The sequence below is a fragment of the Ensifer sp. SL37 genome, assembly GCF_026672675.1.
Taxonomy (GTDB): Bacteria; Pseudomonadota; Alphaproteobacteria; order Rhizobiales; family Rhizobiaceae; genus Ensifer; species Ensifer adhaerens.
On record NZ_JAPPRN010000007.1, the window covers coordinates 1,521,887 to 1,547,642 of the forward strand.

A 25,756-nucleotide genomic window follows, 5' to 3' on the forward strand; every position below is an offset into this window, starting at 1 on the left:
GATCCGGCATTAGGTAGCAAAAGCCACCAAAGGCGGCTTATGTAATTGACTCGTATGAGAAATTCATTGTTCGGCGAGTGCGTCGCGGATTTTAAGATAGCACCTGCAAGAGAGCCGATGGTGAACTGAGGAAGCCGCCAACTACCAGGCCAACGAATCCTAACGCCAACGCTCCGACGATGCCGTGGTTTTCCCAGCCGATGTAAGCACCTACAGCGGTTGCTGTCGCGATGATCGAAACCGTCCATAGGATTTTGATCAGCGAAACCGCACGACGAATGGCTGTTGGTTTGTCTTCGGTCATGCGGACATCAACTTTCTCAAACGCCTGTGTCTTCGATGTAAGTACGGAAAACCCATTCCACCAGAGGTTCAGGTTCATCATCCGTTGCAGCGGATCATTTCCGTTCTCGCCAGCCGCTTTTACGGCCTCGGCAATTAACCATTTGAGCCTTTCTCCGATCGACTCCCGCGGAAAGTCCAGGTAAGAACCTGGGTCATGTTCAGGATGATACGCATACAGCTCTGATCTCCCCGCGGCCTTCGGCCGCCGATCCGCTGTGCCTGCCGTCGACCTCTGGAGCCTGAACATGACGCTCATCGCCATCGCTACCGCCGCCATTGCCCACCGCAGCTACGCTTCGGTGTTGGCCGTCAGTGCCATGGGCGGGGGCTTGGAAATACGCCCGGCCTTACTCCGGATCGCGGAGGGGTTGAGCCATGGCGAACCCCGACGACACGCCCAAGGGCCAACCAGGGTAGTCGGGATGCCATTTCAGGTCTGGTGGTTTTTGCTACCTAATGCCGCTAAGATCAACGGGTACAGCTTCGAGATCCTCACTCTCATTGAGCGCGACGCTGAGTGACCCTAGCCGTGCAGCGCGGCGGCAGCCCGCCTAGCATCTTCCGGATGACTCCAATAGCCTGCCTTGCGAAGAGATCCTCGATTGGGTACGCCGGGTGATCGCCATCGACGATCGACGCTTCCAGGCGGCGGGATACGGCAGGTATATGAATGGGATCGACTTGAGAAAAAGGTAGCGCACCTTTGGTCGAGCCTTTGCACCGTCCTGACGCGCCTTTCACTTTGGCGACTAGACTCCGGCCATCGAACTCGGACGACGAAAAATCAATCCCAAAGATTGTTTTGCAGTAGTCCAGCAGCCTCATCGGTACTGCGGTAGCGGTCTGCGCAAACATTCGTTGTGCGGCGGCTCTTGCTATCCCACGGGGACTTATACCGGAAACTGCCAGTACGGATGCAGGCGGGGACCGATGTGGCAAAAGGAGCGCCTACCCCCACGGGAATGGTGAGGACTTGGAAGAACTCGACGCCGATTGGCTTTGATTGCTGTTGCACTGGCGCTTGTTTTTCCGACCATCGCCAGCGCACACGGCGGCAGATCCAGAAAGAGATCTCTTCCTGGCCACTGCTGCCACATGGACAGGAGCTTCGGCCCCTCACCCGGAAGCCGCTGCGGACCGGGCCGCGCCGGCGACCGGGCAATATTGACGGCGTCGTCTCTCACGCCGCTCCCGCACCTAAAGCTTCTGATGCGCGAGCGGCCTCGAAAATAGAGAGACGGGCGCTTCGGGTGCCCCGATTATAGCCATTCTAAATCGGGGAATGGTGGCCACCAGCATCAAGTTTGGCGGCAAACGGCCTCTCGGCATCTGTCGACATTCCGGCGTCTCGGCAAGCCTCAACGAACGCTTCGCGTGCGATGGCAACTGGCGTCATTCGGTTAAGCGCCCGGCGACAAGTTTGAACCGCCCTGTTGTACTTACGGCCTCTATAAATAGTCCATTCGCCTTCCAAGAAATCGAGAACGTCGTTGACAGACGCAAATACCTGTCGTGTGCCGTCCTTCATCTGAACCGAGATGGGTGTCATGAGCAACAGTTCGGGATTAAGCATGGTGATCTCCCTTCGCATTGGTGCCATAAGAAGACTCTCCAGCGGCCGTGCCAGGCACGGTGCCGATCTCAAAGGCCGGCGCTATTGGCAACCTTGCGTCGATCGCGGGCGCTAGAAGATGGTGTCTCTCGGCGAACGCAACGAAAAGACCCCGCACAGTCTCTGCTTCAACCTCACCCCGCAATGCAGCTAGACAGGCCTTGAGCGCCACCGAATGTGCCGCATCCCCCGAAGGGGCTGGCCACTCGACGAGGAGACGATAAGCGTCCATCACTGAGCGGATTTCCCCGGGGAAACCAAGGCCAACAAGAATGCTAACAGGCCGCTCGAACATATCGGGTTTCATCGTGCTCTCCTTTCCAACCCGGAATGCCGATGGGCGCCTTGAAACCGGCGCCCAATTTACGTCAGCTACGCAGCATTCGATGCTTCGATTTGCATCTGAGCTTTTGACTGCTCAACCGCCGCAGCTGTTTCGATCGCGATTTTGCGTGGCTTCATCTCCTCCGGGATTTCCCGAACGAGACCGATCTCTAGAAGGCCGTTGTTCAGATCCGCGCCCATCACTCTGACGTGGTCGGCAAGCTCGAACCGATGCTCGAACGGTCGGCCGGCGATCCCGCGATGCAGATAGGCTTCGGAAGAGGTCTCGTGCTTCTTGCCGACGACCGTCAGAAGATTGGTTTGAAACGTGATATCGAGATCGTCGCGAGTAAAGCCGGCCACCGCAATCGAAATCCGGTAGCTATCGTCACCGGTCTTGGCAATGTCGTAGGGAGGCCAATCACTGATCGACCGAGCGCGCTGCGCGTTTTCGAGCAAATTGAAGAGCCGGTCGAACCCGACAGTCGAACGGAACAGGGGTGCGTAGTCGTAAGTTGTTGCCATAACCATATCCTCCTTGAGCAACATGGGTATGGAAGCGCCGAAAGACGACGCTCCCAGCAAGGCCAGCCCTGCACGAGCGGCTGGCGGCAAGCGATTTGGTTAGCATGGACTTCGGTTTCAAGGGCCCATGCAAAAAAAATCACGTGCGCTTTTCGACGTTCTTAAACGACTGCATCTGCAGACTTAAAAGCCCAACAGAGGACTCAGTTCAGTCGGAACTCGCCATCCACGCGTCGCCACTCATTCGGGCCGATCAGATGGTGATGCGTATAGCGAACGGAATGCAGCGGACCGTCAAGATTGGCTTGCCAGAAATCGAGGAATTTCTGCATCTCAGGAAACTCGGGAGCAAGATCGTAATCCTGCCAGATATAGGTCTGCAGAACGGATTCGAAATCGGGAATGCGGTAAAGGATATGCGCGGTGGTCAGTCCGTAGCCGTTTATTTGACGCTCGAAATCCGATGAATATCGCATGTTTCATCTCCGTTGCTGAACAAGCACCAAGGTGGCGCAATTGTTCGCGGTCATCAACGAAATTCTAAACGTCAAGGAGGGCTTTGTTGTTCCTTTACAGCATGTTAGCAGCCGCACGATGCGAGTGCTGATTTTTTTGATTTCACCCCTTGAATTCGAAAAATTGTGAAACCAGATGATTTTGCGCAAAACGCTCATTTGAGGTTTTGCACCCGTCCGGACTGTCAGGTCCGATGATGGGGAACAACGTCAATAGTGTTTGTCCATTGGAGGAAAACATGTCTTTCCGACCGCTGCATGATCGCATTCTCGTCCGCCGGGTTGACTCAGAAGAGAAAACTAGGGGCGGCATCATCATTCCTGATACGGCAAAGGAGAAACCCCAGGAGGGAGAAGTCGTTTCCGTCGGACCTGGCGCACGCAATGAAGCGGGCCAAGTCCAGGCGCTGGACGTCAAGGCAGGCGACCGTATTCTGTTCGGTAAGTGGTCAGGGACCGAGATCAAGATCAATGGGGAAGACCTGCTGATCATGAAAGAAAGCGATGTCCTCGGTGTCCTCGAAGCCCAAGTCGAGCGCAAGCAGGCAGCTTGAGCCAACCACACCATAAATCCATCAGTCAAATAGCTGCCTATTGAGGAGTTAAGGAAATGGCTGCGAAAGAAGTCAAGTTTCATACCGATGCCCGTGAACGCATGCTGCGTGGGGTCGATGTTCTTGCCAATGCCGTCAAGGTGACGCTCGGCCCAAAGGGGCGCAATGTCGTCATCGACAAGTCTTTTGGCGCCCCTCGCATCACCAAGGACGGTGTCTCGGTCGCCAAGGAAATCGAGCTGGAAGACAAGTTCGAGAATATGGGCGCGCAGATGCTGCGCGAAGTCGCCTCCAAAACCAACGATCTCGCCGGTGACGGGACGACTACGGCCACTGTGCTTGCGCAAGCGATCGTCAAGGAAGGCGCGAAGGCCGTTGCTTCGGGCATGAATCCTATGGATTTGAAGCGGGGCATCGACCTTGCGGTTGACGCGATCGTGAGGGAACTCAAGACAAACGCCCGCAAGATCTCCAATAATTCGGAGATCGCTCAGGTCGGCACCATCTCGGCCAACGGCGACGAGGAGATCGGCCGCTACCTGGCTGAGGCGATGCAGAAGGTGGGCAACGAAGGTGTCATCACCGTCGAGGAGGCCAAGACTGCAGAAACCGAACTCGAAGTCGTTGAAGGCATGCAGTTCGACCGCGGCTATCTCAGCCCGTATTTCGTAACCAATGCTGACAAGATGCGAACTGAGTTTGACGATCCCTACATCCTGATCCACGAAAAGAAGCTTTCCAACCTTCAGGCCATGCTGCCCGTTCTCGAAGCGGTGGTGCAATCCAGCAAGCCGCTGCTCATCATCGCTGAAGATGTGGAGGGCGAAGCGCTAGCGACGCTGGTCGTCAACAAGTTGCGCGGCGGCTTGAAGATTGCAGCGGTCAAAGCTCCGGGCTTCGGCGATCGCCGCAAAGCCATGCTTGAAGATATCGCCGTTCTCACCGGCGGCACGGTTGTCTCCGACGACGTCGGTATCAAGCTCGAGAACGTCACCCTCGACATGCTCGGTCGGGCAAAGAAAGTTGCGATCGAGAAGGAGAACACAACGATCATCGACGGCGTTGGCGCCAAAGCTGATATCGACGGCCGTGTCGCACAGATCCGCGCCCAGATCGAAGAAACCACGTCTGACTACGATCGCGAGAAGCTCCAGGAGCGTCTGGCCAAACTGGCCGGCGGTGTTGCTGTCATTCGAGTGGGCGGGTCGACTGAGGTAGAGGTGAAGGAAAAGAAAGACCGCGTCGACGATGCGCTGCATGCCACCCGAGCGGCCGTTGAGGAAGGTATTCTTCCGGGCGGCGGTGTCGCGCTGCTAAGGGCCGTCAAGGCGCTCGACGATCTGCCTTCGGCCAATCGAGACCAAAAGGTTGGGATCGAGATCGTTCGACGTGCAGTCGAGGCCCCGGTTCGCCAGATCGCTGAGAATGCTGGCGCAGAAGGCTCAATCATCGTCGGCAAACTGCGCGAGAAGACGGACTTCTCCTACGGCTGGAACGCCCAGACCGGAGAATACGGTGATCTTTACACCCAGGGCGTGATCGACCCGGCCAAGGTCGTGCGCACAGCGCTCCAGGATGCTGCCTCGGTCGCTGGCCTTCTGGTAACTACCGAGGCGATGATTGCAGAAAAGCCGAAGAAGGACGCCGCGCCAGCACTACCGGCCGGCCCTGGCATGGACTTCTAAAGTGATGGTTCAGGCCCGTTCTCCCGAGAGCGGGCCTGACGACTCCACCGATCGGCCCCGCCGGCTGGTCCACAGGTTGGTGGTGCCGCAACTATTAAGTGAGGTAGAAATGCAAATGAAGATGTTTGACCGGCCACTTTACCTGCGTGAAAGGAAGGATCTGATCCTCGAAATCACAAACCTAGACGATGCGATCGATTTCCTTGAGGAGTGGTCCAAAGGAGACCGTGACATCATTCACGACGCAACCCTGAAGACGTGCTACCTCGCCCACGACGGACATAAGCCCCTTCAGGTGGCGCGAGACGCACTGCGCGCCTTCGCGAAGAAGAAGGGTATACTCGTGAAAACTCCCGCGGTTGCGCCGTGGATGATCAAAGCAAAGTCCGGCGGCGGGCGACTCTCGCCTTAAACCAACCTTCCCGCGAGAGGCTGCGAGGACCGCTGGCGTCTAGCACGGACGCTTTTTCCCGAATTAAGGATATGGCCGTCGGACGGTTCGCTGTCCGGCGGCGGAGGAAGCGTCAGGCTGAACGGGTAACCTGCCGGCTTCGGGGTAGAGCAGATGTTTCCCCGGGTCCCTTGTTTGGCGCGCGGGATCTCAGCGAGCCTAGTCTAAGTCTAGAGGCGACGACGCTTTACCCAGCTTCACCGACGGTTCTCGGGCCCAGACGCGCAGCTTGCCGAGCGTCGAGACGAAATCGGATATTCCCTTTTCGCCTGGAAGCTCGATTGTACCCTCATCGAGGCCATCGGCGATCCCGGCTTTTTCGATCAACGGCATCGCCGAGGGGTCGTAGCCGATGAACTTGCAGTGCTGGAAGGCGTCCGCCACGAAATCGCGGGCGGTGGCTTCCTTTACGAGGTCGTCGATGGCGTCAGCCGAAGTCAGCAGGACGACGGCGTCGAACAGCACGGAGGGACCGCCATCGATCATGTGATGTGCTTCTATCCAGGTCCCGTCCGAGGCCGTAGCGCCCCCGACCTTCGGAGCGACAAGTTCGCAGGCCCCCTTTTCCTTGGCGACCGCCGCCGTCAGGCCGTTTAACAACGCTGCATCCAGACCGTCGGTGATCAGGATGCCGAGCTTGCGGCCCTCGAAGCGTTTCGGTCCGCGTTCCACGATGCTGAGCGCTGGGGACGGTTCAAGATCCTGCCGTGTTGGCATGGCCGCATCAGCCGGGCTTGGCATCGAATGGAAGCCGAGCTTCTGGGCAACGGCGGTTGCTAGCGTTTCGTCGATATTGAGGAGATGGGACACCATCCGTTCGCGGATAGCCGGCGTTTCGACCTTGCTCAGCTCGAATGTCAGCGCGGCCGCTATGTGGCGTTGCTCGGGAGCGGTCTGGCTGATGTAGAATTGGCGAGCCTGGCTGTAGTGGTCGGCAAAGCTCTCAGGCCGTAGCCGCGCCTTCGTCCCTGTCTCTTCGGCGGGGAAATGCCGGTAGCCGCTCATCGGCGATTCCCGTGGCCCCTCCGCAAAGGAGTTCGGCTGGTAGTTCACTCTACCGATCGGATTGCGCATAGCCATGTGGCCATCCTGCTGGAAATGCGCGAAGGGACACTTCGGCGCATTAATCGGAAGATGGGTAAAATTGGGACTGCCGAGACGTTTCAGCTGCGTATCGAGATAGGAGAAGTTACGCCCCTGTAGGAGAGGATCGTTACTGAAATCGATGCCAGGCGGAACGTTCTGCGTCATGAATGCTACCTGCTCGGTCTCGGCAAAGAAGTTGTCCGGCATGCGATCAAGGACGAGCCGTCCAATCGGCTGGGGCGCCAGGACCTCCTCGGGAATGATTTTCGTCGGATCAAGCACGTCGAAATCAAAGCTGTCTGCAAATTCCTGATCGAAAAGCTGAACCTGCAATTCCCATTCCGGGAAATTGCCCGACTGTATTGCCTGCCAAAGATCGCGGCGGTGAAAATCCGGGTCGGCGCCATTGATCTTCACCGCCTCGTTCCAGGCTACCGACTGGAGGCCCAGCTTCGGCTTCCAGTGAAACTTAACGAAGGTCGACTCGTCCTTTGCATTGACGAGGCGGAAGGTGTGAACGCCAAACCCTTCCATGAACCGGAACGAGCGGGGGATCGCGCGATCCGACATCACCCACATGATCATGTGCATGCTTTCCGGCGTGAGGCTGATGAAGTCCCAGAATGTATCGTGGGCAGATTGCGCCTGGGGAAAGGCGCGGTCCGGCTCCGGCTTCACCGCGTGAATAATATCGGGAAACTTGATTGCATCCTGGATGAAGAAGACAGGAATGTTATTGCCTACCAGGTCCCAGTTGCCCTCCTTGGTGTAGATTTTTACCGCGAAACCGCGGACGTCGCGGGCAAGATCAAACGACCCCTTGCTGCCGGCAACTGTGGAAAAGCGGACGAACGCCGGTGTCTTCTCACCTGCTCGCTGAAAAACATCAGCCCGGGTATAGGCGGCGAGCGACTCGTAGGTTTCGAAATAGCCGTGCGCTCCATAGCCTCGAGCGTGGACTACCCGCTCGGGGATGCGCTCATGGTCAAAGTGGAAAATCTTTTCACGGAAATGAAAGTCGTCAATCACAAGCGGACCGCGTGGCCCAACGCGCAGGGAGTTTTGGTCGTCGGCAACGGGGCCGCCCTGAGCGGTGGTCAGGACGGGCGTATCGTCTTCCGCGATCTGGTGAAGCTCGCCTCCTTCCCCGCGGCGCACCTTTTGATCATGGATCGTCACAGTTTCCCGCTGCTTCAAGGTCGACTTTTCTTGAGATTTCTTGGCCATGGGGCGAACTCCGTTGTTTCGAATTGATTGGCCGGGGGACTACGCGGAGAGTGCGCACTTGCCTGTGCCGGAATGAAAAAGCCGCCGTTCACGGCGGCTTCTCCATGTCGAGTTGGACTACTCGGCGGCCTGCTTGGACGCCTTTAAGTTTGCCGCAGCTTCGCCCAGTGCCGTCAGCTTTTGATCGGTGGCGATCTCCTCCTGGAGATTGGCGTCGAGCAGTGGAACGGCTTCATCGAGACCAAGCTGGGCGGCCCACGATTTGAGCGTCCCATAGCGGGCAATTTCATAGTGTTCGACCGCCTGGGCCGACGAGATGAGGCCGGCATCGAGGGCGGGACTGTCACGGTACTCTTCCATGATTTCTTCGCCTTCGGCGAGGATGCCTTGGATGGCTTCACATGTCTTACCCCGCAGAGGTTTTCCGATAATCTCAAAAACCTGCCCCAGCCGCTCGATTTGACCTTCGGTCTCGTCCCGGTGCTTGAGGAAGCCAGCTTTGCCTTCTTCAGACCGCGCAGCCCGTGCCATCTTTGGGAGCGCCTTGAGGATTTGCTTTTCCGCGAAATAGATGTCCATGAGGGTATCGTGGAAGAGATCGCTCAGGACTTTCGTCTTGGTAGCCATTTGGTGGCCTTTCTCTCATTTCGAGTTGAACTACATCAGTTCACTCTTTGAACAGTTCACAGGTGGGGGTCACCAAGTCATCAATCCGCATGACCTCAGACCACACCAAACGTTGTGGCGCCGGCTATGTTCCGGTTTCTGTGAAAAGGAGCGTCGAAAACTCGCAGTGCCAAAGATCCGCGACGCAGTGAACTCATTCTTTCTTTCTGCAGGATGCCGTTTTCCTTCTGACGATCCCGTGTTCAGGGACGTTTGAAGTTCGGCTTTCGTGAGCAGAATCGGCGCCACCAATGGGAACTCGATTGACACCGGTGGTCCTGAATAGATGGGTTGGGAAATTTAAGTTGGCCAAAACTGGAACAAACAGTGTGCCCGGCGGTTCCAAGCCGAGACTATTAGATTCCTGACAAATACAACTCCGTTTCCCCAAACGCGGTGGTCGTCAAGACGTTCGCGACTGTAGATGTGCGAAGTGAGTAATGCGAAAGATTGTCGTCATCAGTGATTTCCAGGACGGCTGGCCACCGGTTTCAACAGTCCCGACTAAGTCAGAGCGCTTGGCGGCCTGGGCATCGACTTTCGCGGATGATTTGGCTGCTCGGCCAACCGCAGAAGACAATGTCGAGGTAAAGGGTAGCTATCTCGAACGAATGCCAATTGCCTGCGTAGCCGATGGCCTAGTCGATCGGGCGGAGATCTGGAGCCATTGGCTGGCCAGCGGCCCCCCACCAACGGTAAGAGAAAGTTCCTTCCTGACACGGCGCTCGTTCCACCTCGACGGTAACACCCCTCCGTTTTCGTCGGACGACATGCTTGCTCATATCGAGATCTATGGCGCTCCGGATATTCTCTGTGTCTGGGGCCTAGGGGTCGATGAGGAAATCCTGCAGGCTTGTCGAAACAGCTTCAAAATCTATAACTCGATCGACGCGCCGGCGTTGCGGGTCCCTTTCGCCACGAGCCGCCACTTCGATCTGATCCTGACCGGATCAGAAGAGCAGAGCCGCGAGGTCGAGGCGTGTCACCCGGGCAAACGCACCGCGGTCCTTCCGATCGGTCCGGAATTTGCAGCACCGTCGATGTTCTACCCAATCGAGGGGGCCAAGCCTTACGACATAATTTATGTAGCCGCCGCGCAACCCTATAAGCGTCACGATGTCCTGTTTCACGCGCTCGCCAAGATGCCGAAGTCCGTGCGCGCACTTTGCGTTTTCGGCTACGGCGATCGATCGGATCAGTTGCGTCAACACGCGGCGGAATTGCAGATTGATGTCGACTTTGTCGGACCTCCAGGCGTCTCCTTTGCGGAGGTCAACAGGTTGATGAATCTCGCTCGCATGGGCGTGGTGTGCGGGGTCGATGACGGGGCCCCGGCGGTCCTCACCGAATACATGCTCGCAGGTTTGCCTGTACTTGCCAACGCCGAACTGCGATGCGGCCAGCAATACATAACCCCGCAGACCGGCGCGACCGCAACGTCGGACGAGTTTCATATTGCTATTGCCCAGATGTTGTCGCGGCTTACCGACTTTAGTCCACGCGACGCAGTCCTCCGATCTTGGACTTGGCCACACTCCATCAAGAAACTTCGCCAGCTCATTCGAGCCGAACAGTCAGCAAACAAGGAGGCGCGCGTCAATTGAAGTTGTTCGGGCCTACGAACATCTCAGCGCGGAATGAGTATGGATGTTCTAACCGCAGATCCGAAGAAAAAAGAGAGTTCTTCTAATGCTCGCGCGCCGGTGATTTGTTTTTCACACCTGCGGTGGGATTATGTCGTGCAGCGGCCACAACACCTCATGAAGCGGTTTGCTCGCGACCGACACGTCTACTTCTTTGAAGAGTTTATTCCGACAGACCACCATCTGGCCTATCTGGAAATCCATCCTTTCGCGGGCACGACCGTAAAATCCGTTAGGCCCCGAATTCCCAGGGAATGGACCGAGGCACAACGAAACACGGGTTTGGCCGGATTGCTCGACGAGCTTCTGGACCTTGTTGGTCATCCCAAGCCAGTCCTGTGGTTCTACACACCAATGATGTTTCCATTTGCCCGGCATGTCGATGCGGCCGCAATTGTTCATGATTGCATGGACGAACTTGCCAACTTCAGATTCGCGCCGGCAAATATGGTGAAACTGGAGCGTGAGCTGATGCATCGGGCTGATGTGGTCTTCACAGGTGGCCATAGCCTCTACGACGCCAAGCGCCTCCTGCATGACAACATTCATCCCTTTCCCTCCAGCGTGGATGTGGGGCACTTTCGGTCGGCACGAACGGTGCCGATCAGCCCACCGGACCAAGCGGATCTTGCTGGCCCTGTCCTCGGTTTTTGCGGAGTCATCGATGAGCGTCTTGATCTGGAACTGATAAGCGTCTTGGCGGCACGACGGCCGTCCTGGTCAATCGTTCTCATTGGTCCGGTGGCCAAGATCAGGGAGGAGGATCTTCCTCGCGCACCCAACATCCACTACCTCGGCCAGAAGGACTACAAGGTCCTGCCTGCCTATTTCTCTGGGTGGAACGTGGCTCTAATGCCGTTTGCCATGAATGAGGCCACCCGGTTTATCAGCCCGACAAAGACCCCGGAATACCTGGCAGCCGGGCTTGCCGTGGTCACTACGCCGGTTGTCGACGTCGTGCGTCAATACAAAGACATCAGCGGGGTCTTCTTTGCATCCGATGCGAGCGAATTCGTTGAGGCATGCGAAGCCGCAATGAATTTAAAGCCCCGGTCAGGAAAATGGCTGAAAGGCGTCGATGAATTTCTGTCGACGGTCTCATGGGATGAGACTCACCGGAAAATGGACGGATTGGTGCAGGAAGCGGCTGAAACAAATCTGCGCTCGATATCGCCCATTTCGCGAAAACCGGCAAAAATGAGATCTAAGCGCCGTGCTTATGATTTTTTGATTGTCGGCGCCGGTTTTGCTGGGGCAGTCCTTGCCGAGAGGCTGGCAAACAAAGGCAAGCACAATGTGCTCGTCTGCGATCGGCGATCCCACATCGCAGGCAATGCGTACGATTTCTACAACGAACATGGCGTTCTTGTTCACAAATATGGCCCGCACATCTTCCACACCAACAGCGAAATGATCTTCGACTATCTTTCGCGCTTTACCGCGTGGAGGCCATACGAACATCGCGTGCTTGCTGATGTAGAGGGCAAGCTCTTGCCGATACCGATCAATCGCACAACCCTCAATGGGCTGTACGGACTTGATTTGAAGGACGACGACGCGGCTGCCCAGTACCTCGCCTCCAAGGCGGAGCCGATGGACCGGGTGCGCACTTCGAAGGACGTCGTTATCGCGCAGGTCGGATTGGATTTGTACCGGACATTTTTCGAGGGCTATACGCGCAAGCAATGGGGACTGGATCCTTCTCAACTCGACAAGGCAGTTACCGCCCGCATTCCTACTCGCACGAACACCGACGATCGCTACTTCCAGGACACCTTCCAGGCGATGCCAAAGGAGGGCTACACGAAGATGTTTGAGAATATGCTGGATAGCGATCGCATCGATATTCGGCTCAACACCGACTTTAGAGATGTCCGGGATGAGTTCCCCGGCACGCATATCATCTTCACCGGACCGATCGACGAGTTCTTCAACTATCAGTATGGTCGGCTTCCTTACCGGTGCCTGCGGTTCGAACACACGACCTACGACCAGCGGCGAATTTTGCCCGTCGGGGTTGTGAATTTTCCCTCTGAAGAGATTCCTTACACGAGAGTGACCGAATTCAAGCACATCACCGGGCAAGTCCATCCCAAGACGAGTGTGTGTCACGAGTACGCGTGTTCAGCCGGAGACCCTTACTATCCGATCCCAAGGCCCGAAAATCAGGAGCTCTACAATCAGTACGCGCTTCTTGCTCGCTCGCGCAGCGATGTGACCTTCGTCGGACGACTGGCGAGCTACCGCTACTACAACATGGACCAGGTTGTGGGTCAGGCACTTTCGACTTTCAAGCGATTTGCGGCCAGGGACACGGCGGACCATAGCTTGGGTGTTCGATGAGCCCTCTCATGAAGCCAAAACAAAAGCTCGTCCTTGCGACCGATAGCTGCGATGCATCGGGCATGGGTGCCCACATGCTTATTCTCGGCGAGGGGTTCAGCGAACGCTTTGAAGTTACGATGGTGTTGCCGCGAGGATGCGAGGGCAACCTTGCTTCGAAAGCCTTCGCACTCGGCTTGGCGGTCAAAGAGTTCGACGACATCGCCGAGTGCGGCTTGTGGCTGAAATCGGTCGATGCCGATCTTATTCATGTTCACGCAGGCATCGGCTGGGAAGGCCATGGGCTCGCACACGCCGGAAAAGTCGCAGGTGTTCCGGTTATCAGAACGGAGCATTTGCCGTTTCTCCTCACCGAAGGAGAACAGAAGGCGGCGTTCTTCGAGGGTCTTGGCTTCGTCGAGCGACTGGTTGTCGTCTCCCCCGCGGCGCGGTCGACTTTCCCGAGTGAGAGCGTCGATCCAAACAAGATCAAGGTTGTCCGAAACGGAATTCCACCGCTTCGCGATGGCATCGAGGTGCGGTCTGAGTGGGGTTCCCAACGATCAAACACCCTTATATCGGTTGCGCGCTTCACACGGCAGAAGGACCACCTGACCTTGGTCAGGGCGATGCCTCGCGTCCTGCAACAATTCCCCAATGCTGTGCTGCTACTGGTTGGTACCGGTCCTGAAGTCGGCAATGTGAAGAATTTGGTCGCAGAGCTCGGACTTGAACGCGCTGTGTTGTTTGCAGGGCAGCGCAACGACATAGCCTCGCTGCTGGCATCGGCGGACGTTTTCGTTCTCTCATCGCTGTTTGAAGGGCTGCCGCTGGCGGTTCTTGAGGCGATGTCGGTGGGGGTCCCTGTCGTTGCGACTTCGATCGGAGGGACGATTGACGCTCTTGGAGACGAGCATCCCTTCCTTGTCGAGCCCAGCAATCCGGAAGGGCTTGCTGAGGGGATTATCTCCGTCCTAGCCGATCCGGCAGGGGCAGCTCGCACGGGAGAGGCGCAGCGACGAAGGTTCAAGCAACAATTCACCGCAGCCCGGATGGTCGAGGAGACCGCAGAAATCTACCGATCCGTTCTCCATTCAGCGATCGCCAACGAAAGAGAGCATCGAACCATGAAACGCACGCGCATCGGTTTTATTGGAGTGGGCGGGATCGCGTCCCGCCATCTCGATATTTTGGCGGAATTCGACGACGTGCAACTCGTAGGCTTTGCCGATCCCGGCATCGAACGGGCCCAGCATGCGGCAGGCCGATTTGGCGCCAGAGCCTTTACTTCCTCTGCCCAGATGCTAGGCGAACTGGAACTGGATGCCGCCTATATCTGTGTCCCCCCATTTGCGCATGGCGATGTCGAGCGAGAGCTCATTTCGGCTCGGATTCCATTTTTTGTCGAGAAGCCAATCAGCCTGCATCTCGATCTTGCCAGAGAGCTCGCCGCGGGCATTGCTGCGGCCGGCCTGATTACCGCGGTGGGCTATCACTGGCGATACCTCGACACCGTCGAGGAAGCGCGCCGATGCCTGGCTGAGAACCCTGCACAACTTGTTTCGGGCTACTGGCTCGATCAGACTCCACCCCCGAAGTGGTGGTGGAAAAAGGAGACATCAGGCGGGCAAACCGTCGAACAGACGACCCATATCGTCGATCTCGCCCGTTATCTTGTCGGCGATATCGTCCGGGTATTCGGCCAGACGACGCATAGAAAAAGGGATGACTTTCCAGATCTCGATGTTGCCACTTCGAGCACGGCCAGCTTTTTATTCGCAACAGGTGCGATCGGAAACATTGCGTCCACGTGTGCCTTGAAGTGGGGGCATCACATGGGATTGAACCTTTTCGCCGATGGCTTGGCGATTGAACTGACAGACCATGACATCATGGTGGATGTCGGGGCGGGGAGGCCGGTGCGCCGGGCCGACGGAGACCCGGTGCGGCTGGAGGATCGCGACTTCGTCGATGCGGTGCGGGGCCGCGAAAATCGCATTCGTTGCCCTTACCATGAGGCGCTCGCGACCCACTGCATTGCTTTAGCTCTGAGCAAGTCTGCCGAAACCGGTCAGCCGATCGACCTCCACAGCTTTTAGGAATTGCGCCGATGTTCAACCGCACCATAAGATCCCTCGGCGTCGAGCGCCCTGGCAAAATGTACTTTCTGGAATATGAGGAAGAGGCGCCAGCCGACGGTCACGTACAGCTCGACACACTCTTTACCGGGTTTTCGGCCGGGACCGAGTTAACGTTCCTCAAAAACACCAATCCCTACTTTCATTCGCGCTTCGATCGCGAGCGGGGGGTTTTCATAGAGAACGAACCTGACCTGTCATATCCTGTTCCCTTTCTAGGCTACATGGAGGTGGCGCGGGTCGCAGACACAAACGCCGCCGGCTACGCAACAAACGATATCGTCGCTGCAACCTACGCCCACAAGACCGGCCATGTAGCCGACCCGTTTTGCGACCTTCTCGTCCCACTTCCCACCACGATCGATCCGCTGCTTGGCATCTTCGTCGCACAAATGGGCCCGATAGCTGCCAATGGCATTCTCCATGCCGATGCCGATGCGTTCGGAACGGCACTGCCCTTCCTGGGGTGCGGTGTCGTCGGTCGACGCGTATTGGTTATCGGAGCTGGGACCGTGGGCTTGCTCACAGCGCTCTTTGCCAAGACCCTTGGCGCTTGCCAGGTCGTCGTCGCGGATCCGTCACAGTTCCGCCGAGAAAAGGCAGAGGCGATGGGCATTCAGGCAATGTCAGAGGAACACGCCTGGCAACACGCGAAGACGCACTGGCACGACGGCGCTGGAAGCCGCGGAGCCGATATCGTGTTTCAGACCCGGGCCCATTCGGAAAGCCTTAACGTCGCACTCAAGGCCGTACGACCCCAGGGGAGCGTGATTGACCTGGCATTTTATCAGGGTGGAGCTGCCAGGCTGAGATTGGGTGAGGAGTTCCACCACAATGGCCTTAACATACGCTGCGCGCAGATCAATCGTGTTCCACGCGGTCTTTCATCGCATTGGAGCCAACGCCGGCTTGCGGGCGAAACAATCGACCTGTTGGCCCGTGAGGGCGAACTGATCAAACAGCACATGATCACCCATGTGATCCCCTTCGAGGATGCTCCGGAGTTTCTTTCGGATCTGCTGCAGCGGAGGTTTGAGTTCTTGCAGATTGTCTTCAAGGTGGGGCCATGACGGGTTCATGCCGTCCCAAGACCGTCCTCTTCGTCTTCGGCTGGTTGGTGGTGGGAGGAGAGGAAACCGAGGTTCGTCTTCTTGCGGCCAATATCGACCGTTCGCGCTACAAAATCGATGTGGTCGCATGTTTGCACAAGGACGGCATGCCCGCGCAGACGCATCAGCAGCTGCGGGCTTTGGGCATCGAAGTGGACACTGCGCCCTATTCTATGTCGCTCGAAGAGACCGTTGCCTATCTCGCCGACAAAATTCCTTCTTATGACGTGGTGGTTTCATGTCAGAATGTTGCAGACATTTACCCGGCACTTGAACGGCTGCACATTCGCCCGCCGTTGATCGAGCATGGTGGCCTGGTTCTGGAAGCTTTGAGCGGACCGAAACATTTGACCAGTCGCTATGTGGGTGTCTGTCGCTCCATTCGCGACGCCGCCGCGTCTCGAATGCCTGGGCGGGAATGTGATGCCCGAGAGATCCCATCGATGGTCGATCTCAAGGAGTTCGAGCCGAGCCGGCGGTCTGCAACGCGCCGGCAACTTGGCATCTACGACGACACGATCCTGGTCGGCTGGGTCGGGCGTCTTGATGCAAAAAAGAATGTCGAGACCTTCATCGAGGCGGCCGCGATTATTCACGCACAAGATCACACCATGCGCTTTGTGATTGTGGGCGGACCAGATGCATTCATGCCCGAATATGCGCAGCATGTGAAGGCTCTGTGTGGCAAGCTTGGATTGGATGCCGTCTTGAGCTTCCTGGGTGACCGGGTCGACGTCGCGGACCTGCTTGCAGCGTTCGACGTGTTCGTCTGGCTTTCGCGGGACGAGGGCATGCCCCATGTCATTTCTGAGGCTGGGGCCGCCTGCCTTCCGGTCATTGCAACGGCCGACAACGGTTCACGACAACAGATCAAACACGGCCTTTCTGGCTATTTTGTCGGACATGACGATCCACTAGCAGTGGCAGAGGCCGTCACAATGCTTGCCGGATCGCCGGAGTTGCGCGCCAGCTTCGGTCTACAGTTGCGTTTGCATGTAGAGAAGACTTACAGCGTCGAAGCGGTGGTTCCGCAGTGGCAGGCGCTTTTTGACGAAGTCCTTGAGGAAAGGACGCCGTGCGCTCCGACCGGACTGTTCCAGTCTTTCTTCCAAGGAGGCTTTGAATGTTCCACCCACCGCGTCCGACCAAGGGCTGGGGTGGGCCGGGGTCGGCGCCTGGATATGATAGCCTCGATAAAACACGAACAATATGCGGAAAATGATTACCGTCAGCTGGCGAGCCATCATATCCGCAGCGTACGGGATGGTTTTCGCTGGCATTTGGTCGAGCAACTGCCCGGAACATATGACTGGAGCAGTGTTTTACCGTTAATACGCGCAGCGCGCACCACCGGAACGCAGGTCATCTGGGATCTTATGCACTACGGCTGGCCCGATGATATCGATATATGGTCGCCTGAATTTGTAAGACGGTTTGCGCGTTTTGCGGGGGCTGCCGCAAAACTGCTGCGAAGCGAAATCGCCGCCCCGCCGTTCTTCGTGCCTGTCAACGAAATCTCTTTCTTTTCATGGGCGGGTGGAGACGCTGCTTACCTCAACCCTTGGGCAGGGCGCAGGGGCTTTGAGCTCAAGGTGCAGCTTGCGCGCGCCTCGATCGCGGCGATGGATGCTATTCTTGAGGTCGAGCCTCGGGCCCGATTTGTCCACTGCGAGCCGGCCATCAATGTTTTGGCCGATCCCGAGCGACCAGGCGATCGACTTGCTGCTGAAGGCCATCGATTGGCACAATACCAAGCCTGGGACATGATTTCGGGACGCTTGTGGCCCCAGTTGGGAGGCGCGGAAAAGTATCTCGATATCATCGGCGTCAACTACTACCACAACAACCAGTGGATCCACGGCGGCCCGACGATCGACGTCGAACACCCTCTCTACAAACCATTGCGCAAAATTCTTGTCGAAACCTACGCTCGATATGGCAGGCCAATGCTGATCGCAGAGACGGGTACTGAAGGCGATCGCCGGTCCGATTGGCTGGCATATGTCGGCGAAGAAGTCAGGGCTGCCATGATGTGGGGAGTGCCTATAGAGGCAGTATGTCTCTATTCTATCGCCAATCATGCGGGCTGGGATGACGGTCGCCCTTGCGACAATGGCCTTTTGTCAGCTGAACCAACGCCACCTCTTCGCAATGTTTACAGGCCGTTGGCGGATCAGTTGTTCCATCAGGTCAAAACGATCGAAGCATTTCTTCAAGAAATCGCAAACAAGCATGATGCTCCGCCCCGGAGTTCGCGTGCTTCACGGATGTAAAGGCGCGAAGGTGGATAGGTGTTTGGAAAGCAGGGACCAAATCCCGTCTTGATACTTTCTGACCAGGGAAAACGGCGGATTGTCAGATGGTGGAGCGCTCTTCGGAAGAACTTGCGGAACGTCGCGCCCGTCGCGCGCAGCGCCGACAGAGGCAGCGGCTTGCGAATATAGGCCGGGCCGAAAAGATGCATGCGTTGAGATTGGCGCTGAGGACGAATGGAGGCGCGCTCACCATTCCGCGGGACCTGTTACACGGCCTCCATATCGGCTGCTCGGGTTGGTACTATTGGCACTGGAAAGGACAGCTTTATCCGGCAGATATTCCTTCGAGCAAGTGGTTTCCCATCTATGCCCAGCAGTTCCAAACGGTGGAGCTCAATGCGCCCTTTTATTCATGGCCGACGATCGCCGCGGTGAGGAATTGGCTGCGACAAGCAGGACCGAATTTTGTTTACACGGTCAAAGTCTGTGAGCTCATTACCCACGTCAGGCGCTTCGACGACACCAGCACCTTGGTCAAGGACTTTGGCTACATAGCCGACGTTCTCGGCCCCCAGATGGGCTGCTTTCTGTTTCAATTGCCTCCAAGCGTCCGTTACTCCGCCGAGATGTTGCACACCATACTGGCTCAGCTTGACCCTTCCCGTCGAAACGTTGTGGAGTTCCGCCACAAGAGTTGGTGGAATGACGACGTGTTCGACGCTTTTGAGAAAAATGGAACTATTTTCTGCTCCTGCAGTGGCCCTCGGCTGCCCGACGCCCTCGTGAAGACTTGCGATGACATCTATGTGCGGTTTCACGGGCCATACCAATGGTATAGGCACGATTACAGTGACGCCGAACTGAGGATATGGGCGGAACGCATCCGCCAAAGCGGAGCGAAAACGGTCTGGGCTTACTTCAACAATGATCGTGATGGTCATGCGATCAAGAATGCCAAGCGCCTGTCGGAGCTGCTGCTCGAGTAGACTCCCTTTGATCAGATTTTGCCTATAGCCCTATCTGGCTCGCCATCTCTATCGGAAACATTGAAGGGCCACCGCGCGGCCCCCCTTCACGATCTGGGACTATATGGCCTGTATTTTGGGGTCGAGCGGTGAGCTCCACCAGGACCTCCCGCCCGCGGCCTCCGACAATTGCCGTTCGTAGCAATGAGGCAGTTGACCGCCCCTGCGGCATTCACTGAGCGCCTCAGATCGGCGCCGGGAAGGAGCTTGATCAAAGTGGCACGACGGAAAAAGCCCACGAAAGAGCGAGGTTCGCAGATGCGCCAGGATCTACTGAGCAGGCGCGCCGCGGCGGCTTGCGTGTGCCGGGTATGCGCTAGTGCATCGGCCTCACGACGCAGGAGTTTGCGAACTCTCGGACTTACTCGCAGACCGGCCGCGGAAATCGAAGGGCACAGCTAACCCGACGTTGGTGTCGCTGGACCGGCCATTCGGCTTCGTGTCGGAGCAACGGCAGGATCCCTAACCACGGTTCAACCTGGACTTGTGCACGCGCTTCCCGGAGGGCGGATGACCTGGGAGATCGCGCATGGAATTCATAGCGATGAGCGAACGCGATCTGCCGCGGCTTGAGGATTCGTCGAAGTTCGAACGCCGGGCGCACTGGTGTCGGTGGCACGAGAACGGAGCTGAGCACGCGCCACAACGTCGGTCGTCGGAGCGTTTCTTGCTGACGGTGCGCACACCCGACCTTCAGAGTGATCGGCTCATTCGGGTCTGCAGATCCCCCGCCTCGGAGAGCGGTGCGCGAACCGACGTGGCTTTACGCGCCTAGTCGGCAGCTTTGCCGAGTGTGTCAGCAACGTAGGCGCCGCGTTCACCCATCGGGAGCGGTATACCGGTGGTGGAGTCGACGACTGTCTGGTGTTCGAGCTCCGCGTTAATCAGAGCACCTATGATGAGGATAACCGTCGAAATCCATACCCACATCATGAAACCCACTAGCGCGCCGAGAGCGCCGTAAGTCGCGTTGTAGTTCGCGAAATTCTGCAAATAGAAGGAAAAGAGCCATGAGGCGGCGAGCCACATAAACGTGCTGAATATGACACCCCAATTGAGCCACCGTAACTTCGCCCGCTCGCGGCTCGGCCCGTACCGGTAGATCGAGGCCGTGCCGATAGCGACGAGGAAGAGGATCATCGGCCACCGCACCGTCCTCGTCAGGATTTCAGTCCACCGATCGAGCCACAGATACGCCAGCAAGGCGGGAATGACGCCGATTGCCACGATCAGGACCACCGCAAAAAGCAACCCGGCGAACGTGAATGCGAGACAAAGCAGCGTCCGGGTGACGAATGTCCTCTTCTCAGTTTCGCCATAGGCGACGTTCATGGCATCAAAAAGCGCCGAAATGCCATTGGCAGAACTCCAGAGCGAGATGAACAGGCCGCTGACGAAACCGAAACTAAGCGTTGTGGTCTTCTGGGATGTCAAAGATTTTAACTGGTCCGAAATCAGAGCGTAAGACCCGGGTGGCAACAGATCGTCCAGCACGCTCATATGGGTTCCGATGTCGATGGGATCGGCGATGAAGCCGTAAAAGGACACGAGGGCAGCAAGAGCGGGAAAGAGTGCCAACAGAAGATAGAAACTCACCCCCGCCGCGATCAGGAAAACACGCTCCTCGAACATTTCTGAAACAACACGCCAAAAGACATCGCGAATGCCTTTCGGCGGTATCTCTTCAGGCGTTGAAGCATTTCGCCCCCTGCCCGGTTCCACGGCTTCCCTTGACTTCGTCACATCGACCTCTTGCCGCTCAAAAGTTATCGCCTCTGCGATTTCTTCGTCCGTCAATCTACGGATGCCAAGCCCCCTTAATCGTCATCGAAAAAATCAAATGTCTGCCTGCGTCGGGAGACAAGACGAAGAGAGCGATCCGGCTGAATGACATAGATCTCAGAAACGCGCCGACCGAATTCGTCTCGAAACTCGTGTGGCACGATGCTGCCCACAGGTGCTTTCGTCAGCTTGGTGCGAGGCTGGCCGCGATAGGTGATGCTACCGGGTATCGGTTCTAAGTTTGGCGAGAAGCCGTAAGTCGCGACGCCGGCGGTGCATCCGCCGAGCGAAACGCTGACAATGACCGCGGCAACTGAATTCCGCATCGTCTTTTTCCTTGATCTGGGCAGCCGGGCATCATCGCTCGACTGGCATTGGCCGCAAATCCGATAAGCGAGCTAAAAGACGGAAAGTTCCAATCGGCCCCGGACAAGTATCCAAGCCTATGTGATTGAGTACCTCGCGCGCCGCTTTTTGATTCGTTGATTCCCATAATTGGCTCCTCTCTCAGGCCAAAACCGGCGAGAAGCTTGAACGTTCCGCAGGGCGCTCGTCGCTTTCGCCCCCAAGCGGACGCTTCCGCGCTTGTCGAGCGTAACCGCTGGAAGGGTCTCATGCCGCCGTTATCCCTCCGTGTGGCTTTCTTCGACCATTGACGGGTGAGAGTTCCCCAGAAGCGGCGAAGTAAAATTCCCACGTCGCGCCGACGGGAGGCACAAATGGACGAAGTCCCTGCGGACGTGATGACGGCCAAAATGGGCGGCGTGACAGGGCGTCGGACGTGTTCCGAATGCTAACCCGTGGGCCCACGATTTGTTGGGGGAGGCAGACACTCGGTTGGAACTATCGGACTTTGCTAGAGTTTCTTCGGTTAGGGCCCCATGGCACTCATGGCACTACGATGTTCGAGGGCTTCAAACTTGAAACGATACCTGTAACAGCTGGCCAGCTGCGGGTGCGACATGGCGGAAGCGGTCCGCCTGTTCTATTGCTTCACGATGATGTTCTGGCGGTCTGGAGGCAACGAACGTCGAGGGCCACTCCATCAGTTCAGGCCTTCATATGGCTGAGGAAGCACCCGAGGAATTGTCGAAGGCACTTGCTCGCTTCCTAAGCCAAATCGAAATCTAGTCCTCTTCTGCAGCCTCACACCCGCCAGCCATCCCGCGAAGCAAAGCAGCCGTTATGTCGATCACCCTCCTCAAACCCCAATCTGGACAAACCGGTAACAAAAGAGCCGCCAGGCGTTTCGCCGCCGGATCGCATGAAGGTAACTGCAAGCAATTCAAGGGAAAAATCAAGGAAAACTCACCGACGACGATCTTGATCAGATAAGGGGCGAACAAGATCAGCTAGAAGTGAAGATGCAGGAGCCTTACGGCCTCGAGTAGGATCGTGTCCGGCAAGACATCGACGACTGGTATGGCCGGCAAACCTGGTGACGTTGTCTGCCCGCCTTGGCGGGCGGACTATTTTGATTCAGGAGCGGCGGGAAACGTTTGGAGCGAAGCTTTCCGCGTCCGGCACCAAATCAGAGGTTGAGGGGGGCAGCTTAAACGACCGAGTGGCACGAAGGCGACGTGGGCATTTTTGAGACCCTCCGACTACCTCGAGGGCCTCAAGGTTTTTTGGAGGTGGCTTCAGCGCTCCCCGCTGGAGTCGAGTGAAAAGGAAGGGCAACCACTCCAATGCTCCGATATATCGCATCAGGAGTGCACTCCGTCTGGGCATGCAACCGCGCCGGTTTGAAAAGGGAGCCTCCGAATCCGCTCACCCATCACATCGGGTCATTGGCCTTTCATCGCATTCGACATGTGCGTTTTGCATTTGGTCGTAACATGTTGGCGACGGTAACGGATTACATGATTCTACTCCTGAGTCGGCCGGATGTTGGCGACCGAGATCGCACCGGAAAGTACGCCCCTCCTAAGATCCGATCTTCCTCTTTCAATCTCGACCACGCTGTAAAGTTTTTCGGATCGAAACGCACTTGCCTGCAGCGTCGTTACGTCCTCCGCAGGAGCCGCGTCGACCTCCATGAAATCCAGCTCGCCGCCGGCCGCCACAACCCGGGCATCCCCGGCAGTGCGCGCAGCCACCACAACCACGCCGTGCGATGGCGCGTTTGCCCAGCGGGGATCATTTGCCTCCGCAATGGGAACAAGCCGGTAGACGTTGAGGGTTTCGACCGCTTCACCAGTCGCAACAACTCGCGCGTCCGCCATTTGCGCCTGGCTTTCGAGCGAGCGTCCGAACGTGGTTCCAGTTGCTGTTGGCTGGCTATTTCTGTCATCCGTTCCATCGTCGTTCGACATAGGATCCTCCCGATGTATTCACCGTCGCGTTTTGCCTGTAAGGATCAGATTCTGCCGTCACGTCGAGCCGTAAGCAACGGTACGATCGCTGCACCCGGTGCTCCGGGACGAAAGTGTTGAACCAGGCGGGCGAGTACGAGCGTTGTCGCCGCCGCTATGACGATCCTCAGCCACAGATGGACGTCCCGGCGCGATGGAGCGTCCAACTCCTCTGTTTTCGCGTGAATTGGCACCAGCCGCGCCTGCAATTGAGCGAGCTCTCGGCGCAATTCTGCGATCTGCTCCTGTGGGGAAGGGGAGGCTTCCGGCACCTGCTCGTCTGCAGGGCTTTCTTCCTCGAGCTCAGCCAGATGTTCTTGCAAATGCGCGAGGTTTTCAAACCCCTTTGCTTTGATATTTACCATTGCAACTTCTCCATCGGAACGAACTTGGCGGCCGGCCATCAGTGAAACCCGCACGAGAGACGGTGGTTCCGTCCAAATGTGAAAAGACACCTGCGCTCGTTCAAGGGTTGATAGAGTTCATCGCGCCAGACGCCGGAAGGAGTTCAGGTGGCGAATTGCTTGCAAGCCTGGGCAAGGCAGTTACTAGGCGATGAGCCTGTGGTTAGAGGGCCCCCGCGAGTGGATTGTTACGTAACCTGGGTGAAGCGCGCGCAACGACGTCGGCTGCACGGATCTTCAGGAGTTTCCGATCGTGCGGCAACGGCTCCATGTCACGCCTTTTTGCCTGGCCGACGACGTACCCTCCGTATGAAATTCCCAGGAACATTTTGCAAGGCCGAAGGTTTGCGCGCCAGTGATAGCGAATGCAGGTCCTTGCACTTCGCTGCCTGGTCGCTCCGTCAGATACGAGGTCCGAGATCATGACATACATTGCATCCCCAAGGACTGCGAAGGGCACGTTGGAGAGGTCGGCCGACTGTTACCAGTGCTTCTCGTCCATTCTTTCAGCTCATGAAGGGCGGGACAGTTGGCAAGACTTCAAAATCGAATTGGTCGCCGCGGCCGTCGAGGCCGGATGGGAAGAAGATGAGGTTCGCGCAGCTTTGAAGAGATTTCGCTCGGCCGATGAGGCCGCGAGCGCGAGTTCAGCAATGCCTGACGCCGAACAAGAGTCGTCCTCCGAGGCGCTCTCGGCTCAAGGGCCGAGGGATGAACAACCCGAGGGCAACGAGTCTGCGCGAGGGCTTCAAGAGAGTGCCCAACGAGAGGAGCGCCGGATTGAACTCCAAAAAGGAAGCCCCCTGGCAAAAGGGGAGGAACGTTTCGAGGAGCGTTCGCGAAGCTCCGACGGCAAAAGCGCGGGAGAGAAACAAGACCCTAAGGCATGAGGTGTCGCGATACGGGCGGGATCGTGCAAATCCCTTGTTGGCTCACCCTGACCTGTTCAATGTGGAAGCCTGCAAGCACGGACGCATGTCGAGCGGTATGAAAAGACTTACCACCACAAGCATCGCTGCGGCCAAGCAGGAGGCGATTGAAGCCGCGGGAGTTGCAGCCGATACTGTTTCCGCAGGCGCATTTCTCGGTCCTGGTGGTTGAACGCGGTGCTTTGCAGGGTGGGTTGGCGGCGTCTAACGAAACACGGCAATGACTTTACGCGAAGAGTGAGAGGGTCCGCAAGCATTTCTGATCCTACGAGGGGCAGGTCATTGACGATGACTGTGGCTTTTTATCTCGCTGGAAGAACCCACCTGGCAATTAGAGGATGGGACTGCTCGAAATCAAGGAACCGAACATGCATCTTATCCAGATCTTACTGCCTCTCAAACGACAGGATGGGCAACCGTTCGGTTCCCAAATGTTCGATACCGTTCGGCATCAACTTGCGGAGGCCTTCGGCGGCATAACGTTTTACAGGAATGCTCCCGCGGAAGGAAATTGGGTATCCGGAGCTGAAATGGAGCGTGATCAGATCGTTGTGGCGGAAGTGATGACAGAAAACCTCGACCAGCTATGGTGGCGGGTTTATCGCCATGAATTGGAGTGCGTGTTTGGCCAGCAAGAGATTGTCATTCGAGCGTTGCCGATCAAGCGGATTTAAGTTCTTTCGCCGTCGCTGGAAGCATTGTTGGTCAGGTTCACAAAGCAAGGATCGGGCTGCCAAGGCAGGCCTGTATCGAGCTGAAACTCGCCCCTGCCCGCAGTGACAAAACTTGAACCCATCAATCGATG

Annotated in this window: 21 protein-coding genes and 2 pseudogenes; 12 read left to right on the forward strand and 11 right to left on the reverse strand. The window is 57.1% G+C overall.

All coding sequences use genetic code 11. From position 1 onward, the window contains the following. Nucleotides 1-91 precede the first annotated feature (91 nt). Complete coding sequence (locus OVA00_RS39445) at nt 92-607, reverse strand: hypothetical protein (RefSeq protein WP_268091097.1); 516 nt, start codon at nt 605-607, stop codon at nt 92-94. On the opposite strand from OVA00_RS39445, the gene OVA00_RS39450 reads away from it, so the two are divergent. Then, nucleotides 591-866, forward strand: a complete 276-nt coding sequence (locus tag OVA00_RS39450; protein WP_268091098.1) for a hypothetical protein — start codon at nt 591-593, stop codon at nt 864-866. The two genes, OVA00_RS39445 and OVA00_RS39450, sit on opposite strands and share 17 nt — an antisense overlap. A gap of 749 nt (nt 867-1,615) precedes the next feature. Here OVA00_RS39450 and OVA00_RS39455 read toward each other — a convergent pair. From OVA00_RS39455 to OVA00_RS39470, 4 genes are all read right to left on the reverse strand, one after another. Further along, the gene (locus tag OVA00_RS39455) at nt 1,616-1,918 is read right to left on the reverse strand and encodes a DUF982 domain-containing protein (RefSeq protein ID WP_234824530.1); all 303 of its coding nucleotides are present in this window, start codon (nt 1,916-1,918) and stop codon (nt 1,616-1,618) included. Beyond that, a complete protein-coding gene (locus OVA00_RS39460) occupies nt 1,911-2,264 on the reverse strand; it encodes a DUF982 domain-containing protein (protein ID WP_268091099.1) in 354 nt (117 codons plus the stop codon). Before OVA00_RS39460 ends, OVA00_RS39455 begins: the two co-directional genes overlap by 8 nt. Nucleotides 2,265-2,329: 65 nt before the next feature. Next, a complete protein-coding gene (locus OVA00_RS39465; RefSeq protein WP_112772483.1) occupies nt 2,330-2,806 on the reverse strand; it encodes an Hsp20 family protein in 477 nt (158 codons plus the stop codon). Nucleotides 2,807-3,009: 203 nt separating this feature from the next. After that, nucleotides 3,010-3,282, reverse strand: coding sequence for an usg protein (locus OVA00_RS39470; protein ID WP_034799997.1), 273 nt, complete (start codon nt 3,280-3,282; stop codon nt 3,010-3,012). Nucleotides 3,283-3,560: 278 nt separating this feature from the next. Here OVA00_RS39470 and OVA00_RS39475 point away from each other — a divergent pair, with 278 nt between their 5' ends. From OVA00_RS39475 to OVA00_RS39485, 3 genes are all read left to right on the forward strand, one after another. Beyond that, nucleotides 3,561-3,875 (forward strand): co-chaperone GroES, encoded by a 315-nt coding sequence (locus OVA00_RS39475; RefSeq protein WP_034799999.1) that lies wholly within the window; start codon nt 3,561-3,563, stop codon nt 3,873-3,875. Nucleotides 3,876-3,931: 56 nt separating this feature from the next. Then, complete coding sequence (groL, locus tag OVA00_RS39480) at nt 3,932-5,560, forward strand: chaperonin GroEL (protein WP_034800000.1); 1,629 nt, start codon at nt 3,932-3,934, stop codon at nt 5,558-5,560. A gap of 109 nt (nt 5,561-5,669) precedes the next feature. Then, a complete protein-coding gene (locus OVA00_RS39485; RefSeq protein ID WP_034800001.1) occupies nt 5,670-5,972 on the forward strand; it encodes a DUF982 domain-containing protein in 303 nt (100 codons plus the stop codon). Between the two features lie 198 nt (nt 5,973-6,170). Here the strand turns inward: OVA00_RS39485 and catE are convergent, their stop codons facing one another. Both catE and OVA00_RS39495 read right to left on the reverse strand, forming a co-directional pair. After that, nucleotides 6,171-8,324 (reverse strand): catalase C, encoded by a 2,154-nt coding sequence (catE, locus tag OVA00_RS39490; protein ID WP_112772485.1) that lies wholly within the window; start codon nt 8,322-8,324, stop codon nt 6,171-6,173. Between the two features lie 117 nt (nt 8,325-8,441). Next, entirely contained in the window at nt 8,442-8,951 is a 510-nt protein-coding gene (locus OVA00_RS39495; RefSeq protein WP_034800002.1) for a YciE/YciF ferroxidase family protein, read from the reverse strand. Nucleotides 8,952-9,430: 479 nt separating this feature from the next. On the opposite strand from OVA00_RS39495, the gene OVA00_RS39500 reads away from it, so the two are divergent. From OVA00_RS39500 to OVA00_RS39520, 5 genes and pseudogenes are all read left to right on the forward strand, one after another. Next, nucleotides 9,431-10,594, forward strand: a complete 1,164-nt coding sequence (locus OVA00_RS39500; RefSeq protein WP_268091100.1) for a glycosyltransferase family 4 protein — start codon at nt 9,431-9,433, stop codon at nt 10,592-10,594. Between the two features lie 39 nt (nt 10,595-10,633). Next, a complete protein-coding gene (gene glf, locus OVA00_RS39505; protein ID WP_268091172.1) occupies nt 10,634-12,976 on the forward strand; it encodes a UDP-galactopyranose mutase in 2,343 nt (780 codons plus the stop codon). Nucleotides 12,977-12,984: 8 nt separating this feature from the next. Beyond that, a pseudogene (locus OVA00_RS39510) lies at nt 12,985-16,163 on the forward strand (glycosyltransferase). Next, on the forward strand, nt 16,160-18,475 hold the full coding sequence (locus OVA00_RS39515) for a glycosyltransferase family 4 protein (protein ID WP_268091101.1): 2,316 nt from the start codon (nt 16,160-16,162) through the stop codon (nt 18,473-18,475). The pseudogene OVA00_RS39510 and the gene OVA00_RS39515 overlap by 4 nt, the downstream one beginning before the upstream one ends. A gap of 86 nt (nt 18,476-18,561) precedes the next feature. Next, a complete protein-coding gene (locus tag OVA00_RS39520) occupies nt 18,562-19,443 on the forward strand; it encodes a DUF72 domain-containing protein (RefSeq protein ID WP_268091102.1) in 882 nt (293 codons plus the stop codon). Nucleotides 19,444-20,253: 810 nt separating this feature from the next. Here the strand turns inward: OVA00_RS39520 and OVA00_RS39525 are convergent. Beyond that, a complete protein-coding gene (locus OVA00_RS39525; protein WP_442780610.1) occupies nt 20,254-21,252 on the reverse strand; it encodes a YihY/virulence factor BrkB family protein in 999 nt (332 codons plus the stop codon). A 47-nt stretch (nt 21,253-21,299) separates the two neighbouring features. Further along, nucleotides 21,300-21,590: a hypothetical protein gene (locus OVA00_RS39530; protein ID WP_268091104.1), complete on the reverse strand. Its 291-nt coding sequence runs from the start codon at nt 21,588-21,590 to the stop codon at nt 21,300-21,302. 575 nt (nt 21,591-22,165) lie between these two features. Here OVA00_RS39530 and OVA00_RS39535 point away from each other — a divergent pair. Further along, nucleotides 22,166-22,261: pseudogene (locus OVA00_RS39535) on the forward strand (alpha/beta hydrolase); the annotation flags it as partial. A gap of 871 nt (nt 22,262-23,132) precedes the next feature. On the opposite strand, the gene OVA00_RS39540 reads toward OVA00_RS39535, so the two are convergent. Together OVA00_RS39540 and OVA00_RS39545 are read right to left on the reverse strand one after the other, a co-directional pair. Next, nucleotides 23,133-23,579 carry a hypothetical protein gene (locus OVA00_RS39540; protein ID WP_268091105.1) on the reverse strand — a complete coding sequence of 149 codons (447 nt, stop codon included), beginning with the start codon at nt 23,577-23,579 and terminating at the stop codon, nt 23,133-23,135. Nucleotides 23,580-23,623: 44 nt separating this feature from the next. Then, a complete protein-coding gene (locus OVA00_RS39545) occupies nt 23,624-23,983 on the reverse strand; it encodes a hypothetical protein (protein WP_268091106.1) in 360 nt (119 codons plus the stop codon). A gap of 819 nt (nt 23,984-24,802) precedes the next feature. Between OVA00_RS39545 and OVA00_RS39550 the strand changes: the two genes are divergently transcribed. Both OVA00_RS39550 and OVA00_RS39555 read left to right on the forward strand, forming a co-directional pair. After that, nucleotides 24,803-25,123: a hypothetical protein gene (locus OVA00_RS39550; protein ID WP_268091185.1), complete on the forward strand. Its 321-nt coding sequence runs from the start codon at nt 24,803-24,805 to the stop codon at nt 25,121-25,123. Between the two features lie 166 nt (nt 25,124-25,289). Then, nucleotides 25,290-25,625 (forward strand): hypothetical protein, encoded by a 336-nt coding sequence (locus OVA00_RS39555; protein ID WP_268091107.1) that lies wholly within the window; start codon nt 25,290-25,292, stop codon nt 25,623-25,625. Nucleotides 25,626-25,756: the final 131 nt, after the last annotated feature.